Source organism: Pyxidicoccus fallax (genome assembly GCF_012933655.1).
Lineage (GTDB): Bacteria > Myxococcota > Myxococcia > Myxococcales > Myxococcaceae > Myxococcus > Myxococcus fallax.
In genome coordinates this window covers 7,233-26,759 of record NZ_JABBJJ010000005.1, presented here as the reverse complement: position 1 = coordinate 26,759, position 19,527 = coordinate 7,233, and the positions used below count along the sequence as shown (strand labels likewise).

Annotated in this window: 1 protein-coding gene (cut by a window edge); it reads left to right on the top strand. The window is 72.7% G+C overall.

Annotated features, from left to right (window positions below; all coding sequences use genetic code 11):
- Nucleotides 1-19,527 carry the 3' end of a non-ribosomal peptide synthase/polyketide synthase gene (locus tag HG543_RS01775; RefSeq protein WP_169342868.1) on the top strand. The gene continues 23,874 nt to the left of window position 1, outside the view, so 19,527 of the gene's 43,401 nt are visible here — the last part of the coding sequence; its start codon lies off the left edge, out of view; its stop codon occupies nt 19,525-19,527.

The following is a 19,527-nucleotide window of genomic DNA, read 5'->3' as shown; positions in this document are numbered from 1 at the left end:
CTGCAGGCCGCGTCGCAGCAGCTCGCCGCGCACGCGGAGGCGAACGCCGGGGACCTGTCCCTGGCGGACGTGGCCTTCACGCACGCCGTGGGCCGCAAGGCCTTCGAGCACCGCCGCGCCGTCGTGGCGGCGGACGCGGCGGACCTCGTGAAGCAGCTGCGCAAGCCGTACACGGCCACGAAGGTGAAGGAAGAGGCGCGTCGCCGCCGCATCGCCTTCGTGTTCCCGGGCCAGGGCGCCCAGCAGGTGGGCATGGGCCGCGAGCTGTACGAGGCCGAGCCGACCTTCCGGGCCCACATGGACGCGTGCCTCGCGCTGCTGGAGGAGTCGCTGCGGGCTCGCGTGAGCGCACTGCTCCAGGCGGCGCCGGGCGCGAAGGACGCGGAGACGGCCGCGCTGCTGGCCGACACCCGTGTCGCCCTGCCCGCCCTCTTCTCCGTGGAGTACTCGCTGGCGCGCACCTGGATGGACTGGGGTCTCAAACCCCACGCCATCCTGGGCCACAGCTTCGGTGAGTACGCCGCCGCCTGCCTCGCGGGCGTGCTGCCGCTGGAGGACGCGCTCAAGCTGGCCGTCGCCCGTGGCGAGCTGATGCACCGCATGCCTCCGGGCGCCATGCTCGCCGTGGCGATGTCCGAGTCCGTGGTGCTGCCCATGCTCACCGGACGCCTGGAGATGGCCGCCATCAACGCTCCGGACCGCTGCGTCGTCGCCGGCCCGGTGGACGAGGTGGAGCGCTTCCAGGAGGAACTCAAGCGCCGCGACATCGGCGCGGTGCGCATGCCCGCGCCGCACGCCTTCCACTCCGCCGACGTCGCGCCGCTGATGCCGGAGCTGGAGCGGGTGGTCGCCTCGCTGCGCCGCTCCGAGCCCACCGTGCGCTACGCCTCCAGCGTCACCGGCACCTGGGCGAAGCCGGGAGCGCTGGCCGAGCCGCGCTACTGGGCCGACCAGATGCGCCAGCCGGTGCGCTTCTCCGAGGCGGTGGGCGCGCTGCTGGAGGAAGGCTGCAGCCTCGTGCTGGAGGTGGGCCCGGGCCAGGACCTCACCCCGCTGGTGCGCTCGTGCCTGGGACAGGACCGAGAGCGCGTGAAGGCGCTGGCCACGCTGCGGCGCGGCGGCACCATCACCGAGCACGGCGGCTTCCTGCAGGCGGTGGGCGAGCTGTGGACGCTGGGCGTCGAGGTGGACTGGTCCGCCTTCTACGCCCACGAGCAGCGCCGCCGGCTGCACCTGCCGACGTACCCCTTCCAGGAGAAGCACTGCTGGGTGGAGGCGAAGCCCGCCGCGCCGGTGCCGCAGCACGTGCAGGCGGCGCAGGAGGTGACCCCGCCGCCAGGAGGGGCTCGCGTGGTCCAGGGCAGCATGGTGGTCACGCCCGCCGGACACGCGTCGGCGCCCGTGTTCACCCCGCCGGCGCAGCCCGGCCCGGTGGCTCCGACTCCGAGCCCGGCGCCCGCGCCCGTGTTCGCGCAGCCCGTGGCGCCCCCGGCCCGCGTGGCCGCCTCGCCGGGTGGACAGACCTCGGGAACTGGCTTCGCCGCGCCCGCGGTGATTGCGTCCCAGGGTGTTGGTGCTCCGTCGCTCGCTTCGGCGCCGGTTCAGTCCGCGTCGGGGCTTCCGCCGCACGGGGCCTCCGCCACCGTCGCGCCGACGCTGCCGCCCATCCAGGCGCCCGCGACGCTCCAGCCGCGCGTGGCCTCCGCGCCCGTGCCGCCGGTGCAGCCGTATGGGACGCCCGCGTCCCCGCCGGTCCAGTCGTCCGCGATGCATCCGTCGCATGGGGCGTCCGTACCGTCGGCCCAGTCCCCCGCGACACTCCAGTCGCGCGCGGGCGCCACGCCGGTGAACCCGGTGGTGCCTGTCGCGCCCGTGGAGCCCACCCCGGGCGTGCCCGTCCGTGAGGACGCGCCGCGCGGCGCCACCGAGGAGCGCGTGGCGGCGATGTGGCGTGAGCGCCTCGGCCTGGACTTCGTGGGCCGCGACGACAACTTCCTGGAGATTGGCGGCAACTCGCTGATGGCCGCGCAGCTGCTCAACCAGCTCCGCGACACCTTCGGCGTGCAGCTCCCGCTGGCGGCCCTCTTCGAGGCCCCCACGGTGGCCGGCATCGCCGAGCGCCTGGAGCCGCTGCTGCGTCAGGCCGCGCCGCGGGAGGAGACCCGCGAGCTGCCCCTCGTCCCGCTCGCGCGCACCCAGGAGCTGCCGCTGTCCTACGTCCAGGAGCGCGTATGGCGCCTGGAGCAGCACCTGCCCGGCCTCTCCGCGTACACGATTCCCTTCCTCCTCCGGCTGGAGGGCTTCGTGGACGTGGACCTCCTGCACCGGTGCGTCCAGGAGATCGTCCGCCGCCACGAGGCGCTGCGCACCACGTACGACGTGGTGGACGGCCGCCCCGTGCAGCGCTTCCACCCGGAGATGCACATCCCGCTGCGCGTGGTGGAGGTGAAGGGCTCCTCCCCCGAGCAGCGTGAGGAGGAGGCGCAGCGCGTCGCCCGCGAGGACGCCGCGCGGCCCTTCGACCTGGTGAACGGCCCCGTCATGCGGACCACGCTGGTCCGGCTGGACGCGCAGCTGCACATCCTGGTGGGCACCATCCACCACGTCGTCTGCGACACGCTGTCCATCGCCATCTTCGTCCACGAGCTGGGCCAGCTCTACGGCGCCTTCCGCCAGGGCCTGCCCTCCCCCCTGCCGCCCCTGCCCGTGCAGTACGCGGACTTCGGCGCGTGGCAGCGCCGCACCGTCCAGGAGCGCATGCTGCCCGAGCAGGAGCAGTGGTGGCGCAACCGCCTCGCCGGCATGCCGCGCCGGATCGACATGCCCACGGACCGGCCGCGCCCGGAGCGCTGCCCGCTCACGTCCGAGCGCATGACGATTGACCTGCCCTCCGCGCTGGCCCGCGAGCTGCTCGCGTTCGCCAAGCGCGAGAACTTCACCCCGTACATGACGGTGCTGGCCGCGTGGCAGACGCTGCTGCATCGCTACAGCGGGCAGACGGACATCATCGTCGGCACGCCCATCGCCAACCGCACCCGTCCGGAGCTGCTGCCCCTCATCGGCTACGTGGCCCACTCCGCCGCGTTCCGCACCAGCTTCGCGGGTGACCCGACCTTCCGCGAGCTGCTCGCCCGCGTGAAGCAGGAGGTCTCCGAGGTCCAGGTCCGCCCGGACGTGCCCTTCGAGTTCCTGGTGGAGGACCTCATCCCCGGCAAGGACATTGGCCGGGACCGGATGACGGACTCCGTGTTCGTGTACCACGCGGTGGGCGCGGGCGGCCCCGCGGCGCTGGAGCTGTCCGGTGTGCGCGGCTCGCTGATGGAGATGACCAACGCCCCCGTGCAGTGGGGCACCACGCTCTCCGAGCTGACGCTGGTGCTGTCCGAGGACAACGGCCGCATCGTCGGCGCGCTGGAGTACGCCACCGAGCTGTACGATGCGGCCACCGCCCGCCGCATGGTGGAGCACCTCCAGGTCCTGGTGGCCTCCGGCATGGCCCGGCCGGACGAGCGCGTCTCGCGCCTGAACATGGTCACCGAGCCCGAGCGCCGCGCGTGGCCCGCGCCGCGCCTCGCGGCCCCGAGCGCCGCCGTCCCCGCCCTGCTGGGCGAGCGCGCCCGCCGGAGCCCGGCCGCCGTGGCCACCACGCAGGGCGCTCAGTCGTGGACCTGGGCCGAGCTGTCCGCCCGCGCGCACGCCGTGGCCGCGCGCCTGCGGACGCTCGGCGTGGCGAACGGGCAGCCCGTCGCCGTGTGCCTGGAGCCCGCGCCCACGAAGCTCGCGGTGCTGTGGGGCGTGCTGGAGGCCGGCGGCGCCGTGGTGACGCTGGGGCCCACCGACCTGGGCAACCTCGCCACCTACGCGCCCGAGGGCGCCGCGACGCCGGTGCTCGTCACCTGGCGTGGCGTCACCACCGCGGCGAGGCTCGACGCGTCGCGCGTGCTGTACGTCGATGACCTCCGGGACGTGTCCGGCATGGAGGCCCCGTCTTCCGCGACGGCCGGCTCGCTCGCGTGGCTGCTGCCCGCGGGCGCCGGCCAGCCCGCGTGGACGGTGGACCACACCGCGCTGGCGGAGCTGTTCGGCGCGATGGACGCGCGGCTGCGCGCCACCGAGGGTGGCACGTGGCTGGCGGCCGTGGAGTCCACGACGGAGCGCGCGGAGCTGGAGTCGCTGTGGGCGCTCTCTCGCGGCCTGCGCGTGGTGTTCCCCTCCGAGCAGGTGCGTGCCCGGCTGGTGCGCCTGAGCGGCGGCGGCCCGCGCACGCGTGCGCTGGACCTCAGCCTGCTCTACTTCGCCAACGACGAGGACACCCTCACCGGCCCCAAGTACGAGCTGCTCGTGGAGGGCGCGAAGTTCGCGGACGCGCACGGCTTCTCCGCCGTGTGGACGCCGGAGCGTCACTTCCACGCGTTCGGCGGCCTCTACCCGCAGCCGGCCGTGGTGGCCGCAGGCCTGGCCACCGTGACGCGCAACCTGCGCCTGCGCTCGGGCAGCGTGGTGCTGCCGCTGCATGACCCGCTGCTCATCGCCGAGCAGTGGTCCGTGGTGGACAACCTCTCCCAGGGCCGCGTGGGCCTGTCGGTGGCCACGGGCTGGCACGTGCAGGACTTCACCTTCAACCCGCTCGCGTACGAGGACCGGCGCAACATCCTGCTGCGCAACCTGGAGACGCTGCGCGCCCTCTGGCGCGGCGAGAAGCAGCGCCGTCCGGGCGGCGCCGGCACCACCGTGGAGGTGGGCCTGCGTCCGAAGCCGGTGCAGAAGGAGCTGCCCGTGTGGCTCACCGCCACGTCCAGCCCGGAGACCTTCCGGATGGCGGGCGAGCTGGGCGCGGGCCTGCTCACGGGCCTGCTGGCGCACTCCCTGGAGGAGATGAAGCCCAAGGTGGCGCTGTACCGCGAGGCATGGCGGCGCAATGGCCACCCGGGCCGCGGCCACATCACCTGCATGGCCCACACCTTCATCGGTGACGAAGAGCAGGAGGTGCTGCGCACGGTGCGCAAGCCGCTGCTGACGTACTTCCGCGGCTCGGCGGACATCATCGCCAGCCTGCTGTCGGCGCAGGGCTACAAGGGCGAGGTCGACAAGCTCTCCGAGGACGACATCAACGCCATGCTCGAACACTCGTTCGAGAACTTCGCGCTGGCCACCGGCCTCATCGGCACGGTGGAGAGCGGCATGAAGCGGCTGCACGCCATGCGCGACGCGGACGTGGACGAGGTGGCCTGCCTCATCGACTTCGGCGTGGACACGCCGGTGGTGCTGGACAGCCTGCGCCGGCTCGCGAAGCTGCGCGAGCGCATGGAGGCCGAGTTCACCGTCCACCAGGAGCAGGTGCTGGTCGAGGGTGAGCAGGGCGTGGGTGAGCTGCTGGAGCTGGCGAGCGAGTCCCGCGCCGCCGTCCTGCACGTCTCCGCGCGTCTGGCCCGCACGCTGGTGGACCAGCCCGGCGCCCGCGAGAAGCTGGGCGCGGTGGGAGCCCTGGTGCTCGAAGGCGCCTCGGCGGAGCTGGCCACGGCGCTGCACAAGTCCTCGGGCGTGGAGGTGCTGCTCGCGGGCGGCGCCACCGAGGGAGCCCTGGTGCCGAAGGCCCCGGGTGAGCGCGTGCCCTCGGGCCTCCAGGCCTGGGTGTTGGATCCGGGCGGTCAGCCCGTTCCGGCGGGTGTCGTGGGCGAGCTGGCGCTGGAAGGCACCGGCCTGCCGCAGGGCCTCTGGCGCGCGCCCGACGAGGAGCGCCGCCGGCTGGTGCCCCACCCGCTCGGTGGCTCGCGGAAGCTCTACCGCACGGGCCGCTACGCCCGCCTCCGCACGGACGGCCGCGTGGAGCCCATGAATGCTCCGGCCGCCAAGGCGCCTCCGGCGTCCGCGCCGGCCGCGAAGCCCTCCGCGCCCCCGGCGCCGCGTCCGGCCACCCCGGCGGCTCCGGCGCCTCGCGCGGCCACCGTGCCGGGCGCGCCGCCGCCGATTCCGCGCGCGCCGAGGGACCGTCCCCTGCCGCTCTCCTTCGCGCAGCAGCGGCTCTGGTACCTCCAGCAGCTCGAGCCGAGCAACATTGCCTACAACAACCCGGCCAACTTCCGGCTCAAGGGCGCGCTGGACCCCGTCGCGCTCCAGGCCGCGCTGGACGAGCTGGTGCGCCGGCACGAGGTGCTGCGCACGACGTACACCGTCACGGACAACGGCCAGGCCGTGCAGCTCATCCACCCGGAGGCGCGCCTGCCCATGCCGGTGGTGGACGTGCCCGGCGCCACGCCCGAGGAGCGTGAGGCGGCGATGATGCGGATGTGCCACGAGCACACCGAGCTGCCCTTCGACCTGGCGAAGAGCCCGGTGCGCGCGAAGCTGCTGCGCGTGGGCCCCGAGGACCACGTCCTCAGTCTCATCCTCCACCACGCCATCTCCGACGCGTGGTGCAACATGGTGCTCGCTCAGGAGCTGACCGTCCTCTACGCCTGCGCCGGCGCGGGCATCCCCTCGCCGCTGCCGGAGCTGCCCATCCAGTACGCGGACTACGCCGTCTGGCAGCGCCAGTACCTGGAAGGCGCCGTGCTGGAGGAGCAGCTGCGCTGGTGGAAGGACCACCTCCTGGGCGTCCCGGTGCTGGAGCTGCCCACGGACCGGCCGCGTCCCGCCGTGCAGTCGTACGCGGGCGACCGCCTCACCGCCGAGTGGCCGAAGGAGCTGTTCGAGCCGCTGCTGGCGCTCGGCCGCAAGGAGGGCGCCACGCCCTTCATGGTGATGCTGGCGCTCTACCAGCTCCTGCTGGGCCGGCACTCGGGCCAGGAGGACTTCGCCATCGGCACGCCCATCGCCGGCCGCACGCGTCCGGAGATGGAGGGGCTCATCGGCTGCTTCGTCAACACGCTCGCCTTCCGCGCGCGGCTGTCCGGCGGCCCCAGCTTCCGTGAGCTGCTGGCCCGCGTGAAGCAGCAGGCCCTGGGCGCCTACGCGCGCCAGGACGCGCCCTTCGAGCGGCTGATGGACCTGCTCCAGCTGCCGCGCGACCTGAGCCGCACGCCGGTGTTCCAGGTCAGCCTCAACGTCATCAACACGCCGGACATCAGCGCCACCCCGCAGGCGCTCCAGCTCACCTCCGTGGAGGTGCCCGCCACCACGTCCAAGTTCGACCTGGGCCTGGAGATGTGGGAGCACGGCGGCGGAATGACGGTGCGCTTCGAGTACTCCACGAGCCTGTTCGACCGGGCCACCGTGGAGCGCATGGCGGAGCACCTCGCCGGGCTGGCCCGCGCCGTCGTCGCCTCGCCGGACCTGCCGGTGCCCTTCCTGCCGCTGCTGACGCGGGACGAGCGCCAGCAGGTACTGCTGGACTGGAACGACACCGCCTCGGACTACCCGCGCGAGGCGTGCATCCACCACCTGTTCGAGCAGCAGGTCGCCCTGCGCCCGGACGCCATCGCCCTGGAGTTCGGCGAGCAGCGCCTGACGTACGCGCAGCTCGACGCGCGCGCCAACCAGCTCGCGAACCTGCTGCGCCTGCACGGCGTGGGTCCGGATGCGCTGGTGGCCGTGTGCCTGGAGCGCTCCGTCGAGCTCATCGTCTCGCTGCTGGCCATCCTCAAGGCCGGCGGCGCGTACCTGCCGCTGGATGCCTCGTACCCGGCGCAGCGGCTGGCCTTCATGCTGGAGGACGCGCCGCCCCGGATGCTCATCACCTCGCGCGCGCTGCGCACGGGACTGCCCGTCTCGGAGTCCGTGCCGTGCCTGCTGGTGGAGGACCTGCACCTGGACATGCTGCCGCGCTCGCGGCCCGTGTCCGGCGTCACGGCCCGGCACCTGGCGTACGTGGACTTCACGTCGGGCAGCACCGGCCGGCCCAAGGGCGTGGCCGTCGAGCACCGCGGCGTCATGCGCCTGCTGCACGGCGCGAAGTACGCGCACCTGGGGCCCGAGGAGACCTTCCTCCTCATCGCCCCCATCTCCTTCGACGCTTCGACGCTGGAGGTCTGGGGTCCCCTGCTCTTCGGCGGCCGCCTCGTCGTCTTCCCGCCGCAGTCGCCCAGCGACCTGGAGCTGCTCGACAGCGTGCTCCAGCGGCACCGCATCACCACGCTGCACCTGACCTCGGGTCTGTTCTCCCAGGTGGTGGACTTCAAGCCCGAGGCGCTGCGCGGCGTGCGCCAGCTGCTCACGGGTGGCGACGTCGTCTCCGCGCCGCACGTCCGGCGCGTGGTGGAGGAGCTGGGGATTCCGGTGACGGCCTGCTACGGCCCCACCGAGTCCACCCTCTTCACCTCCACGTACCGCATGACGTACGCGGCCCACGTGGGCACCTCCATCCCCATCGGCACGCCCATCGCGAACACGCAGGTGTACGTGCTGGACGCGTACCTCCAGCCGGTGCCCGCGGGCATCCCCGGTGAGCTGTTCATCGGCGGCGACGGCCTGGCGCGCGGCTACCTCTCCCGTCCGGACCTGACGGCGGAGCGCTTCATCCCCAACCCCTTCAGCGCCATCCCCGGCGAGCGCCTGTACCGCACCGGTGACAAGGCGCGCTGGCGGAACGACGGCGTGCTGGAGTTCCTCGGCCGCATCGACAACCAGGTGAAGGTGCGCGGCTACCGCATCGAGCTGGCCGAGGTCGAAGCGGTGCTGCTGACGCACCCCGGCGTGCGCGAGGCCGTGGCCGTCGTGCGCCAGGACACCCCGGGCGACAAGCGGCTGGTGGCCTACGTCACCGGCGACGCGGGCCCGCTCGACCCCACCGAGCTGCGCGCCTACGTGCAGTCCAAGCTGCCCGAGTACATGGTGCCCTCCGCCGTGGTGCACCTGGGCGTGCTGCCGCTGACGACCAACGGCAAGGTGGACCGCAAGGCTCTGCCCGCGCCGGACGCCTCGGTGGCCCAGCGCGGCCGGTACGTCGCCCCGAGCACTCCCACCGAGCAGGCGCTGGCGGACCTCTTCGCCCAGCTGCTGGGCGTCAGCCGCGTGGGCACGCAGGACAGCTTCTTCGAGCTGGGCGGCCACTCGCTGCTGGCCACGCAGCTGGTGGCGCGCATCCGCGCCACGTTCGGCACGGAGCTGCCGCTGCGCGCCCTCTTCGAGGCGCCCACCGTGGCCGCGCTCGCCGAGCGTCTGGATTCGCGCAAGGGGCAGGCCGCCGCGACCTCGCGGGCGGTGCCGCCGCTGACCCGGGCGGACCGGAGCATGGCGCTGCCCCTCTCGTTCGCCCAGCAGCGGCTGTGGTTCATCGGCCAGCTCGGCGCGGGGGCCAGCGCGTACAACATCCCCATGGCCATGACGCTGGAGGGCACGCTGGATGTCGGCGCGCTCCAGCGCAGCTTCGACGAGCTGGTGCGCCGCCACGAGGCGCTGCGCACCACGTTCCGCGCGGAGGATGGTGAGCCGTTCCAGGTCATCCACCCCGCCACGTCCCTGCGCATCGAGTCCGTGGACCTGACGCGCCTGGACTCCTCGCTGCGTCAGCCGGAGGCCGTGCGGCTGGCCACCGAGGAGGCCCGCCGCCCGTTCGACCTCGTCACGGGTCCGCTGGTGCGGGCGCTCCTGCTGAAGGTGGAGGAGCAGCGTCACGTGCTGGTGCTGAACCTGCACCACATCATCTCGGACGGCTGGTCCACCGGCGTGCTGGTGCGCGAGATGGCGGCCCTGTACGCGGCCTTCAGCCAGGGTCAGCCCTCGCCGCTGCGCGAGCTGCCCGTGCAGTACGCGGACCACGCCGTCTGGCAGCGCGACTGGCTCCAGGGCGAGGTGCTGGAGGAGCAGCTCGGCTACTGGCGCAAGCAGCTCGCGGGCGCTCCGTCCCACCTGGAGCTGCCGACGGACAAGCCGCGTCCGCCGCGCCAGTCCTTCCAGGGCGCGCCCCTGCTGCTGAACCTGTCGCGCGAGCTGAGCGAGGCGGTGGAGGCCCTGGCGAAGCGCGAGGGCGCCACGCCCTTCATGCTGCTCTTGGCCGCCTACCAGGTGCTGCTGCACCGCTACTCCGGGCAGGACGACATCTCGGTCGGCTCGCCCATCGCGGGCCGCCGCCACGCGGAGGCCGAGGCGATGATCGGCTTCTTCGCGAACACCCTCGTGCTGCGCACGCGCGTGGATGAGACCGTGTCGTTCCGCGAGCTGCTGGCCCAGGTGCGCGACACCACCCTGGGCGCCTACGAGCACCAGGACCTGCCGTTCGAGAAGCTGGTGGAGGACCTGCAGCCGGCGCGCGACCTGAGCCGCACGCCGCTCGTCCAGGCCATCTTCGCGTTGCAGAACGCGCCGATGCCCGCGCTGTCCCTGCCCGGGCTGACGATGCGCGCCCAGGAGCCGGACAGCGGCGTCACCCGCTTCGACCTGGAGCTGACCTTCCAGCGCACCGCGGAGGGCTTCCACGGCGGCTTCAACTACGACACCGCGCTGTTCGAGCGCGCCACCATCGCTGGCATGGCCGAGCACCTCCGCACGCTGTTGGAGGCCGCCGTCACATCGCCGGAGCTGCCGCTGTCCCGGCTGTCCATGCTCACTCGCGAGGAGCGGGTCCAGGTGCTCTCCACCTGGAACGACACCGCGGTGGACTACCCGCGTGACACGCCCGTGCACACGCTGTTCGCCTGGCAGGCGGCGCGTGCCCCTGGTGCCGTGGCCCTGGCTTCCGGCTCGCACTCCGTCACCTACGGGGAGCTGGAGACGCGCGCCAATCAGGTCGCGCACTACCTGCGCACTCGTGGCGTGCGTCCGGGTGCCCGTGTCGGTCTGTGCGTGGAGCGCTCGCCGGAGCTCATCGTCGGCATGCTCGGCATCCTCAAGGCCGGTGCCGCCTACGTCCCCGTTGACGCGAACCACCCCGCCGAGCGCATCGGCTGGATGCTGAGCGAGGCCGGTGTCTCCGTCGTCCTCACCCAGCAGTCGCTCACCGGCTCGCTGAAGGAGGCCGGCGGCTCACTCGTGCTGCTCGACGCGGAGTGGAGCGCCATCGCCACCCAGCCGGCCACCGCGCCTGAGGTGCGCGTGGACGCCAACGCGCTGGCGTACGTCATGTTCACCTCCGGCAGCACCGGCCGCCCCAAGGGCGTCTGCGTGCCTCACCGGGGCGTCGTGCGCTTGGTGCAGGGCAGCCGCTTCATCCACTTCGGCCCGGAGGAAGTCGTCCTCCAGCTGGCCCCCGCCGCCTTCGATGCTTCCACCCTGGAAGTCTGGGGCGCGCTGCTGCACGGGGCGCGGTTGGTGCTGGCTCCGGCCGGCGCCCTCTCTCTGGAGGACCTCGCCTCGCTGCTGGTCAAGGAGCGCGTCAGCACCCTGTGGCTGACGGCCGCCCTCTTCGAGCAGATGGCCCTGCACCAGGGTGAGGCGCTGGCGAAGGTGCGGCAGGTGCTGGCTGGCGGCGACGTGCTGCCCGTCCAGCGCGTGCGCGAGCACCTGGCCCGCCTGCCCGCCGGTGCCGTCCTCGTCAACGGCTACGGCCCCACCGAGAACACCACCTTCTCCGCCACGCACACCCTCACGTCGAGCGACGACGTGGGCCGCTCCGTCCCCATCGGCCGGCCCCTCTCCAACTCCACCGCGTACGTGCTGGACTCGGCACTGCAGCCGGTGCCCCCGGGAGTCCCCGGCGAGCTGTACGTCGGCGGCGACGGCCTGGCCTGGGGCTACCTCAACCGCGCCGACCTCACCGCCGAGCGCTTCATCCCCAATCCCTTCGCCTCGGCGCCCGGTGCCCGCCTGTACCGCACCGGAGACCAGGTGCGCTGGAAGCCGGACGGCACGCTGGAGTTCCTGGGCCGCACCGACTTCCAGGTGAAGGTGCGCGGCTTCCGCATCGAGCTGGGTGAAGTCGAAGCGGCGCTGCGCCAGGACACGGGCATTCAGGAGGCGGTGGTGGTGGCGCGCGAGGACGTGCCGGGCGACAAGCGCCTGGTGGCGTACTTCGTGCCGGCCACGCCGGGCGTGGACACCGAGGCGCTGCGCGCCTTCGTGCAGCAGAAGCTGCCCGAGTACATGGTGCCCTCGGCCTTCGTGGAAATGGCCGCCCTGCCCCTCAACGCCAACGGCAAGGTGGACCGCAAGGCCCTCCCCGCCCCGTCGGCTCCGGCGGCTTCCGAGAACCAGTACGTCGCGCCTCGCAACGAGCTGGAGACGCGCCTGTCCGGAATCTTCGCGGAGGTGCTGCACCTGGAGAAGGTGGGCGTCCACGACGACTTCTTCCGGCTGGGCGGCCACTCACTGCTGGCCACCCAGGTCGTCTCCCGCATCCGCGCCGCGCTGGACGTGGAGCTGCCGCTCAGCGAGCTGTTCACCGCGCCCACCGTGGCCGGCCTCGCCGTGCGCCTCGCCTCCGCTCGCGGCACCCGCGCCCCGGCCCTCACCCAGGCCTCGCGCGACCGCGACCTCCCGCTGTCCTTCGCCCAGCTCCGCCTCTGGTTCATCGACCAGCTGCAGCCGGGTAGCTCGCTCTACAACGTCCCGCTCGCCCTGACGCTGGAGGGCTCGCTGGATGAGTCCGCGCTCCAGCGGAGCTTCGACGAGCTGGTGCGCCGCCACGAGTCGCTGCGCACCTTCTTCCGCTCCGTGGAGGGAGAGCCCGTCCAGTTCATCGTCCCGACGCTGTCCGTGCCGCTTCGCAAGGTGGACCTGACGAAGATTGTCGAGGCCGACCTGAAGAAGGCGGAGGCGGTGCGCCTGGCGACGGAGGAGTCGCGTCAGCCCTTCGACCTGTCGCGGGGCCCGCTGCTGCGCACCCTGCTCCTGAAGCTGAATGCGCGCGAGCACGTGCTGGTGCTCCACCTGCACCACATCGTCTCCGACGGCTGGTCCATGGGCGTGCTGGTGCGCGAGCTGACGGCGCTCTACGAGGCCTTCCGCCGCGGCCAGCCCTCGCCGCTGCCGGAGCTGCCGCTGCAGTACGCCGACTACGCCGTCTGGCAGCGCGACTGGCTGCGGGACGAGACGCTGGAGGCGCAGCTCGGCTGGTGGAAGGAGCAGCTCGCCGGCGCGCCGCACGCGCTGGACATCCCCACCGACAAGCCGCGCCCGGCCGTCTTCACGCACAAGGGCGCGACGCTGCACGTGAGCCTGCAGCTGTCGCTCACGCAGCAGGTGGAGGCCCTGGCGCAGCGCGAGGGCGTGACGCCCTTCATGCTGCTGATGGCCGTGTTCCAGACGCTGCTGCACCGCTACTCGGGGCAGGACGACCTGCTGGTGGGCTCGCCCATCGCCAACCGCAACCAGGGTGCCACGGAGGGCCTCATCGGCTTCTTCGTGAACACGCTGGTGCTGCGCGCCCGCTTCTCTCCGGCGCTCACCTTCCGCGAGCTGCTCGCGCAGGTGCGTGACATCACCCTGGGCGCCTTCGAGCACCAGGCCGTGCCCTTCGAGAAGCTGGTGGAGGAGCTGCAGCCCACGCGCGACGCGAGCCGCACGCCACTGTTCCAGGCGATGTTCGCCATGCAGAACGCCCCGGTGCCGGAGCTGGTGCTGCCGGACCTGTCCGTGCGCCCGGCGGAAGTCGAGGACACCGGCGTGGCCCTGTACGAGTGGAGCCTGGACCTGTTCCGGCCTCCGGAGGGCTTCGTCGGAACGCTCAACTACAGCACCGACCTGTTCGACGCCTCCACGGCCACGCGCTTCTTCGAGCACTTCCGCCAGCTGCTGGAGGGCGTGCTCGCCCGGCCGGATGCCCGGGTGGACGCGCTGCCCCTGCTCGCGTCCGACGAGCGCCAGCGGCTGCTGGTGGAGTGGAACGGCGCGCGCGAGGCGCTGCCCTCCGACGTCCGCATCCACGCGCTGTTCGAGGCGCAGGTGGCGAGGACGCCGGACGCCCCGGCCGTCATGGCCGGCGGAACGTCCGTCACGTACCGGGAGCTGGATGCCCGGGCCAACCGCCTGGCGCACCGGCTGCGGCAGCTGGGCGTGGGGCTGGAGACCCGCGTGGCCGTGTGCGTGGAGCGCTCGGTGGAGCTGATGGTGTCGCTGCTGGGAGTGCTCAAGGCGGGCGGCGCCTACGTGCCGCTGGACCCTGAGTACCCGGCGGACCGGCTGGCCTTCATGCTGGAGGACAGCGGCGCTCGCGTGGTGGTGGCGCGCGGAGCGTTCCACCAGAAGCTGGGAGACGCACCGGGACGCGTCTGGGTGGACGTGGACGCGCTGCCGGACGCGGGCGACCTGCCCGTCACCGGCATCGTGGTGCCTCCCGAGGCAGCGGCGTACGTGCTGTACACCTCCGGCTCGACGGGACGTCCCAAGGGCGTGGTGGTGCAGCACCGCTCGCTGGTGAACTTCACCCTGGCGGCGTGGCGGGCCTTCCCGGTGGCGCCGGGAGACCGCGTGCTCCAGTTCGCCTCCATCAGCTGGGACACCAGCGCGGAGGAGATCTACCCATGCCTCACGCGCGGCGGCACGCTGGTGCTGCGCACACCGGAAATGCTCGACGTGCCGGACGCCTTCCTCGCGAAGGTGGAGGCGGCGGGCATCACCCAGCTCAACCTGCCCACGGCCTTCTGGCACGAAGTCGTGGCCAGCCTGGACGAGGGCAAGGCGAAGCTGCCGGCGGGTCTGAAGTGGGTGGTCATCGGCGGTGAGCGCGCCATTCCCGAGCGCGTGGCGCAGTGGCGCCGCCGCGTGGGCAGCGCGGTGCCGCTGCTGAACACCTATGGCCTCACGGAGGTGACGGCGGTGGCCACGTCGGTGGACCTGGCCTGCGCGAACGAGCCCCTGTCGGACGGCCGCGAGGTCTCCATCGGCCGGCCGCTGACGAACGTGTCCCTGTACGTGCTGGACAAGGACCTGGCGCCGGTGCCCACGGGCGTCATCGGTGAGCTGTTCATCGGTGGCGAGGGTCTGGCGCGCGGCTACCTCGGCCGGCCGGACCTGACGGCGGAGCGCTTCGTCCCCAGTCCCTTCGGGAATGGCGAGCGGCTGTACCGCACGGGCGACCAGGCCCGCTGGAGGCGTGACGGCGGCCTGGAGTACCTCGGCCGCGGCGACAACCAGGTGAAGCTGCGGGGCATCCGCATCGAGCTGGGTGAAATCGAGGCCGCGCTGCGGGCACAGGCATCGGTGCACGACGCGGTGGTCCAGCTTCGCGAGGACGCTCCTGGCGACAAGCGCCTCGTGGCGTACGTGATTCCCAGCGAGGCCTCGGACGCGGCCACCGTGGACATCGCGGGCCTGCGGACCGCGCTGCGGCAGCACCTGCCCGAGTACATGGTGCCCTCGGTCTTCGTGGCGCTCACCGCCCTGCCACTGACGCCCAACGGCAAGGTGGACCGCAAGGCGCTGCCCGCGCCGGAGGCCTCCCAGCTCCAGTCCGCGGAGGCCCACGAGCCTCCCGCGACGCCGCTGGAGGGCCGCCTCGCGGAGCTGTGGCGTGAGCTCCTGCGCGTGCCCGCCGTGGGACGCCGGGAGAACTTCTTCGAGCTGGGAGGCCACTCGCTCCTGGCGACGAGGCTGGTCGCGCTCATCCGCTCCGCCTTCCAGGTGGAGCTGCCGCTGCGCACCCTCTTCGAGGCGCCCACCGTGGCCGCCCTCGCGGAGCGCATCCAGGCCGCCACCGCTGGCGCCCGCATGCCCGAGCTGACGAAGGCGCGCCGGGATGGCCCCATCCCGCTGTCCTTCGCCCAGCAGCGCCTGTGGTTCCTCGACCAGCTCCAGCCCGGCAGCGCGCTCTACAACATGCCCGCCGCCCTGCGCCTCACCGGCACCCTGGAGGTGTCCGCCTTCCAGCGCGCCTTCGATGCGCTGGTGCAGCGGCACGAGGCCCTGCGCACCACCTTCCACTCCGAAGGCGGTGAGCCCTTCCAGGTCATCCACCCGGCCCGCGACGGCGTGCTCCAGGTGGTGGACCTCCGCGGCCTGTCCGACGCGCAGCGCCAGTCCGAGGCCATGCGCATCGCCCTCGAGGACGCGCAGCGGCCCTTCGACCTGGCCGCGGGTCCGCTGATGCGGGCCCAGCTCCTCCGGCTGGAGGAGACCGAGTACGTGCTGCTGCTCAACACGCACCACAGCATCTCGGACGGCTGGTCCACGGGTGTGCTGGTGCGGGAGGTCGTCTCGCTGTACGAGGCCTTCCGTCGCGGGATGCCCTCGCCCCTGCCGGAGCTGCCGGTGCAGTACGCCGACTACTCCGTCTGGCAGCGCGACTGGCTCCAGGGCCAGACGCTGCGGGCGCAGCTCGACTGGTGGAAGCAGCTGCTCTCCGGCGCGCCCAATGCGTTGGAGCTGCCCACCGACAAGCCGAGGCCCGCGACGCTGACGCACGCGGGTGACAGCGTCTCCGTGCACCTGCCGGCGGCGCTCAGCCAGGCGTTGGACGCGCTGGCGCAGCGTGAGGGCGTCACGCCCTACATGCTGCTGCTGGCGGGCTTCCAGTCCCTGCTGCACCGCTACTCGGGTCAGGACGGCGTGCTGGTGGGCTCGCCCATCGCGGGCCGGCGCCACGCGCAGACGGAGGGCCTCATTGGCTTCTTCGTCAACACGCTGGTGATGCCCGCGCGGTTCACCCCGACGCTCACCTTCCGTGAGCTGCTCGCCCAGGTGCGCAACACCACCCTGGGCGCGTACGAGCACCAGGACGTCCCGTTCGAGCGGCTGGTGGAGGAGCTGCAGCCCACGCGTGACCTGGGCCGCACGCCGCTGTTCCAGGCCCTCTTCGTCCTGCAGAACACGCCGGACGCCGGGCTGACGCTGCCGGAGCTGACGATTCGGGGCGTGGAGGTGGAGCACACCACCGCGCGCTTCGAGCTGGAGCTCGGCCTGACGCGGACGCCGGACGGCTACCAGGGCGGCCTCGTCTTCAGCACCGAGCTGTTCGAGCGCACCACCGCCGAGCGCCTCATGGCCCACTTCCAGCTCCTGCTGGAGAAGGCCCTGGCCGCGCCCGAGGTTCCGCTGTCCGCCCTGCCCCTGCAGACGGCCACGGAGCGCCAGCGGATGCTGGTCGAGTGGAACGGCACCGCCGCGGACTTCCAGGGCGACGCCTGCCTCCACACGCTCTTCGAGCAGCAGGTGCGCCGCACGCCGGATGCTCCCGCCGTGCAGTTCGGCACCACGGTGCTCAGCTACGCGCTGCTCAACACGCGCGCCAACCAGCTCGCGCATCACCTGCGCACGCTGGGGGTGGGGCCGGACGTCACCGTCGGCCTGTGCCTGGAGCGCACGCCCGAGGCCCTCATCGCCCTACTGGCGGTGCTGAAGGCCGGGGGCGCGTACGTGCCCGTCGACCCGGCGGCTCCGGCGCAGCGCAAGTCCTTCGTCCTCCAGGACAGCGGCGCGGCCGTGCTGCTCACCGTCCAGCACCTCGCTGACGCGTGGCAGCCGGAGGTCCGCCACCTGCTCCTGCTCGACACCGACGCGGCGCGACTGGCGGCCCTGCCCGAGCACGACGTGCCGTCCTCCGCCCGCGCGGAGAACCTGGCGTACGTCATCTACACGTCGGGAAGCACGGGCACGCCCAAGGGCGTCATGGTGCAGCACCGCTCGGTGCTCCACCTGCACGCGGCCACTGCTCGCTCTCTCTACGCCGGCCTGCCCTCCGGCCTGCGCCTGAGCCTCAACGCGCCGCTCTACTTCGACGTCTCCGTCGAGCAGCTCCTCCATCTCGCCGACGGCCACTGCCTGTGCCTCCTGTCGGAGAACACGCGCAAGGACCCGGAGGCCCTGCTGGCCTGGGTGCAGCAGCAGCGCATCGACGTGCTCGACTGCACTCCCGCCCAGCTCACCCTGCTGCTTCAGGCGGGACTGCTGGAAGCCCCGCACGTGCCGCAGATGGTGGTCTGCGCCGGTGAGGCCATGGACCTCTCCCTCTGGAAGGCCCTGTCCCGCACCCAGCGCACGCGAGCGGTCAACGCCTACGGCCCCACCGAAGCCACGGTGTACGCGACTACGTGGAGCGTGCAGGACTCGTCCGTCACCACGCCCGTCATCGGCCAGCCGCTGCCCAACACCCAGGCCTACGTCCTGGATGAGGGGCTGCGGATGGCGCCGCTGGGCGTGCCCGGAGAGCTGTACCTCGCGGGTGAAGGTCTGGCCCGGGGCTACCTCGGACGCCCGGCCCTTACGGCCGAGCGCTTCGTGCCCAACCCCTTCAGCACCGAGCCGGGTGCGCGCATGTACCGCACGGGCGACAAGGCGCGCTGGAGGGCGGACGGCACGCTGGAGTACCTGGGCCGACTGGACTTCCAGGTGAAGGTGCGCGGCTTCCGCATCGAGCTGGGTGAAATCGAAACGGTGCTGCGCGCGCATCCGGCGGTGAAGGACGCGGTGGTGCTGGCGCGCGAGGACGTGCCCGGCGACAAGCGCCTCGTCGCGTACGTGGTGACGGCGCCTGGGGCGACTCCGGAGTCCGAGGAGCTGGCCACCACGCTGCGCACCCACGCCCGGCAGCACCTGCCCGAGTACATGGTGCCCTCGGCCTTCGTCTCCCTCGCCGCCCTGCCCCTCAACGCCAACGGCAAGGTGGACCGGAAGGCCCTGCCCGCGCCCCAGGCCCAGGAAACGCCGGCCTCGACCTACGTCGCCCCCAGGGACTCTCTGGAGCTGACGCTGGTGCGCGTCTGGGAGCAGGTGCTCGGCGTGCAGCCAGTGGGTGTGCGCTCCAGCTTCTTCGAGCTGGGCGGCCACTCGCTGCTGGCCGTGCGCCTGATGGCGGCCATGCGTCAGGCCACCGGCCGGCACCTCCCGCTGGCCGCCCTCTTCCAGGCGCCCACGGTGGAGCAGCTCGCCACGCTGCTGCGCCGCGAGGACTCCGGGACGCACTCGCCCCTGGTGCCCTTCGGCACGGCCTCCACCTCCACCGCCGCGCCCTTCTTCTGCGTGCACGCGGTGGGCGGCAACGTCCTCAGCTACGCGGAACTGGCGCGCCTGCTGGGCACGGAGCGGCCCTTCTACGGCCTGCAGGCCCGCGGCCTGGACGGCACCACGCCTCCGCTGGGCACCGTGGAGGAGATGGCCGCCGAGTACGTGAAGGCCATTCGCACCGTGCAGCCCTCCGGGCCCTACTTCCTGGGCGGCTGGTCCATGGGCGGCGTCATCGCCTACGAGATGGCGCGGCAGCTGCGCGCCATGGGTGAAGAAGTGGCGAAGCTGGTCCTCATCGACTCGTACGTCCCGGCGGTGTCCGTGGCGGCGCAGCCGGAGCCGGACCGCTTGCAGCTGGCGCTGATGTTCGCGAGGGACTTGATGGGCGCGTCGCTGACGGAGCTGCCCATCGACCTGGAGCAGCTGGCGGGCATGACGCCGGAAGCGATGCTGGAGGAGCTGCTGCGCGCGGCGGCCATCAGCGGAGCCCTGCCGCCGGGAACGGACACCGAGCACGTGCGTGCCCTGTTCCGGGTGTTCGAGGCGAACCTGCTGGCCTCGCGGCGCTACGATGCGAAGGCCACGCAGCAGCACGTGATGCTCTTCAAGGCCACGGACGACGCGGAGGAACTGCCGGAGGACGGCGGCTGGAAGGCGCTGGTGGGCGACGGGCTGGAGCGGCACCTGCTGCCGGGTGACCACTACAGCCTGCTGCGCCAGCCCACTGTCCGTGACCTGGCCGAGCGCCTCCGCGAGGTGTTGAAGTCCTCGCGGTAG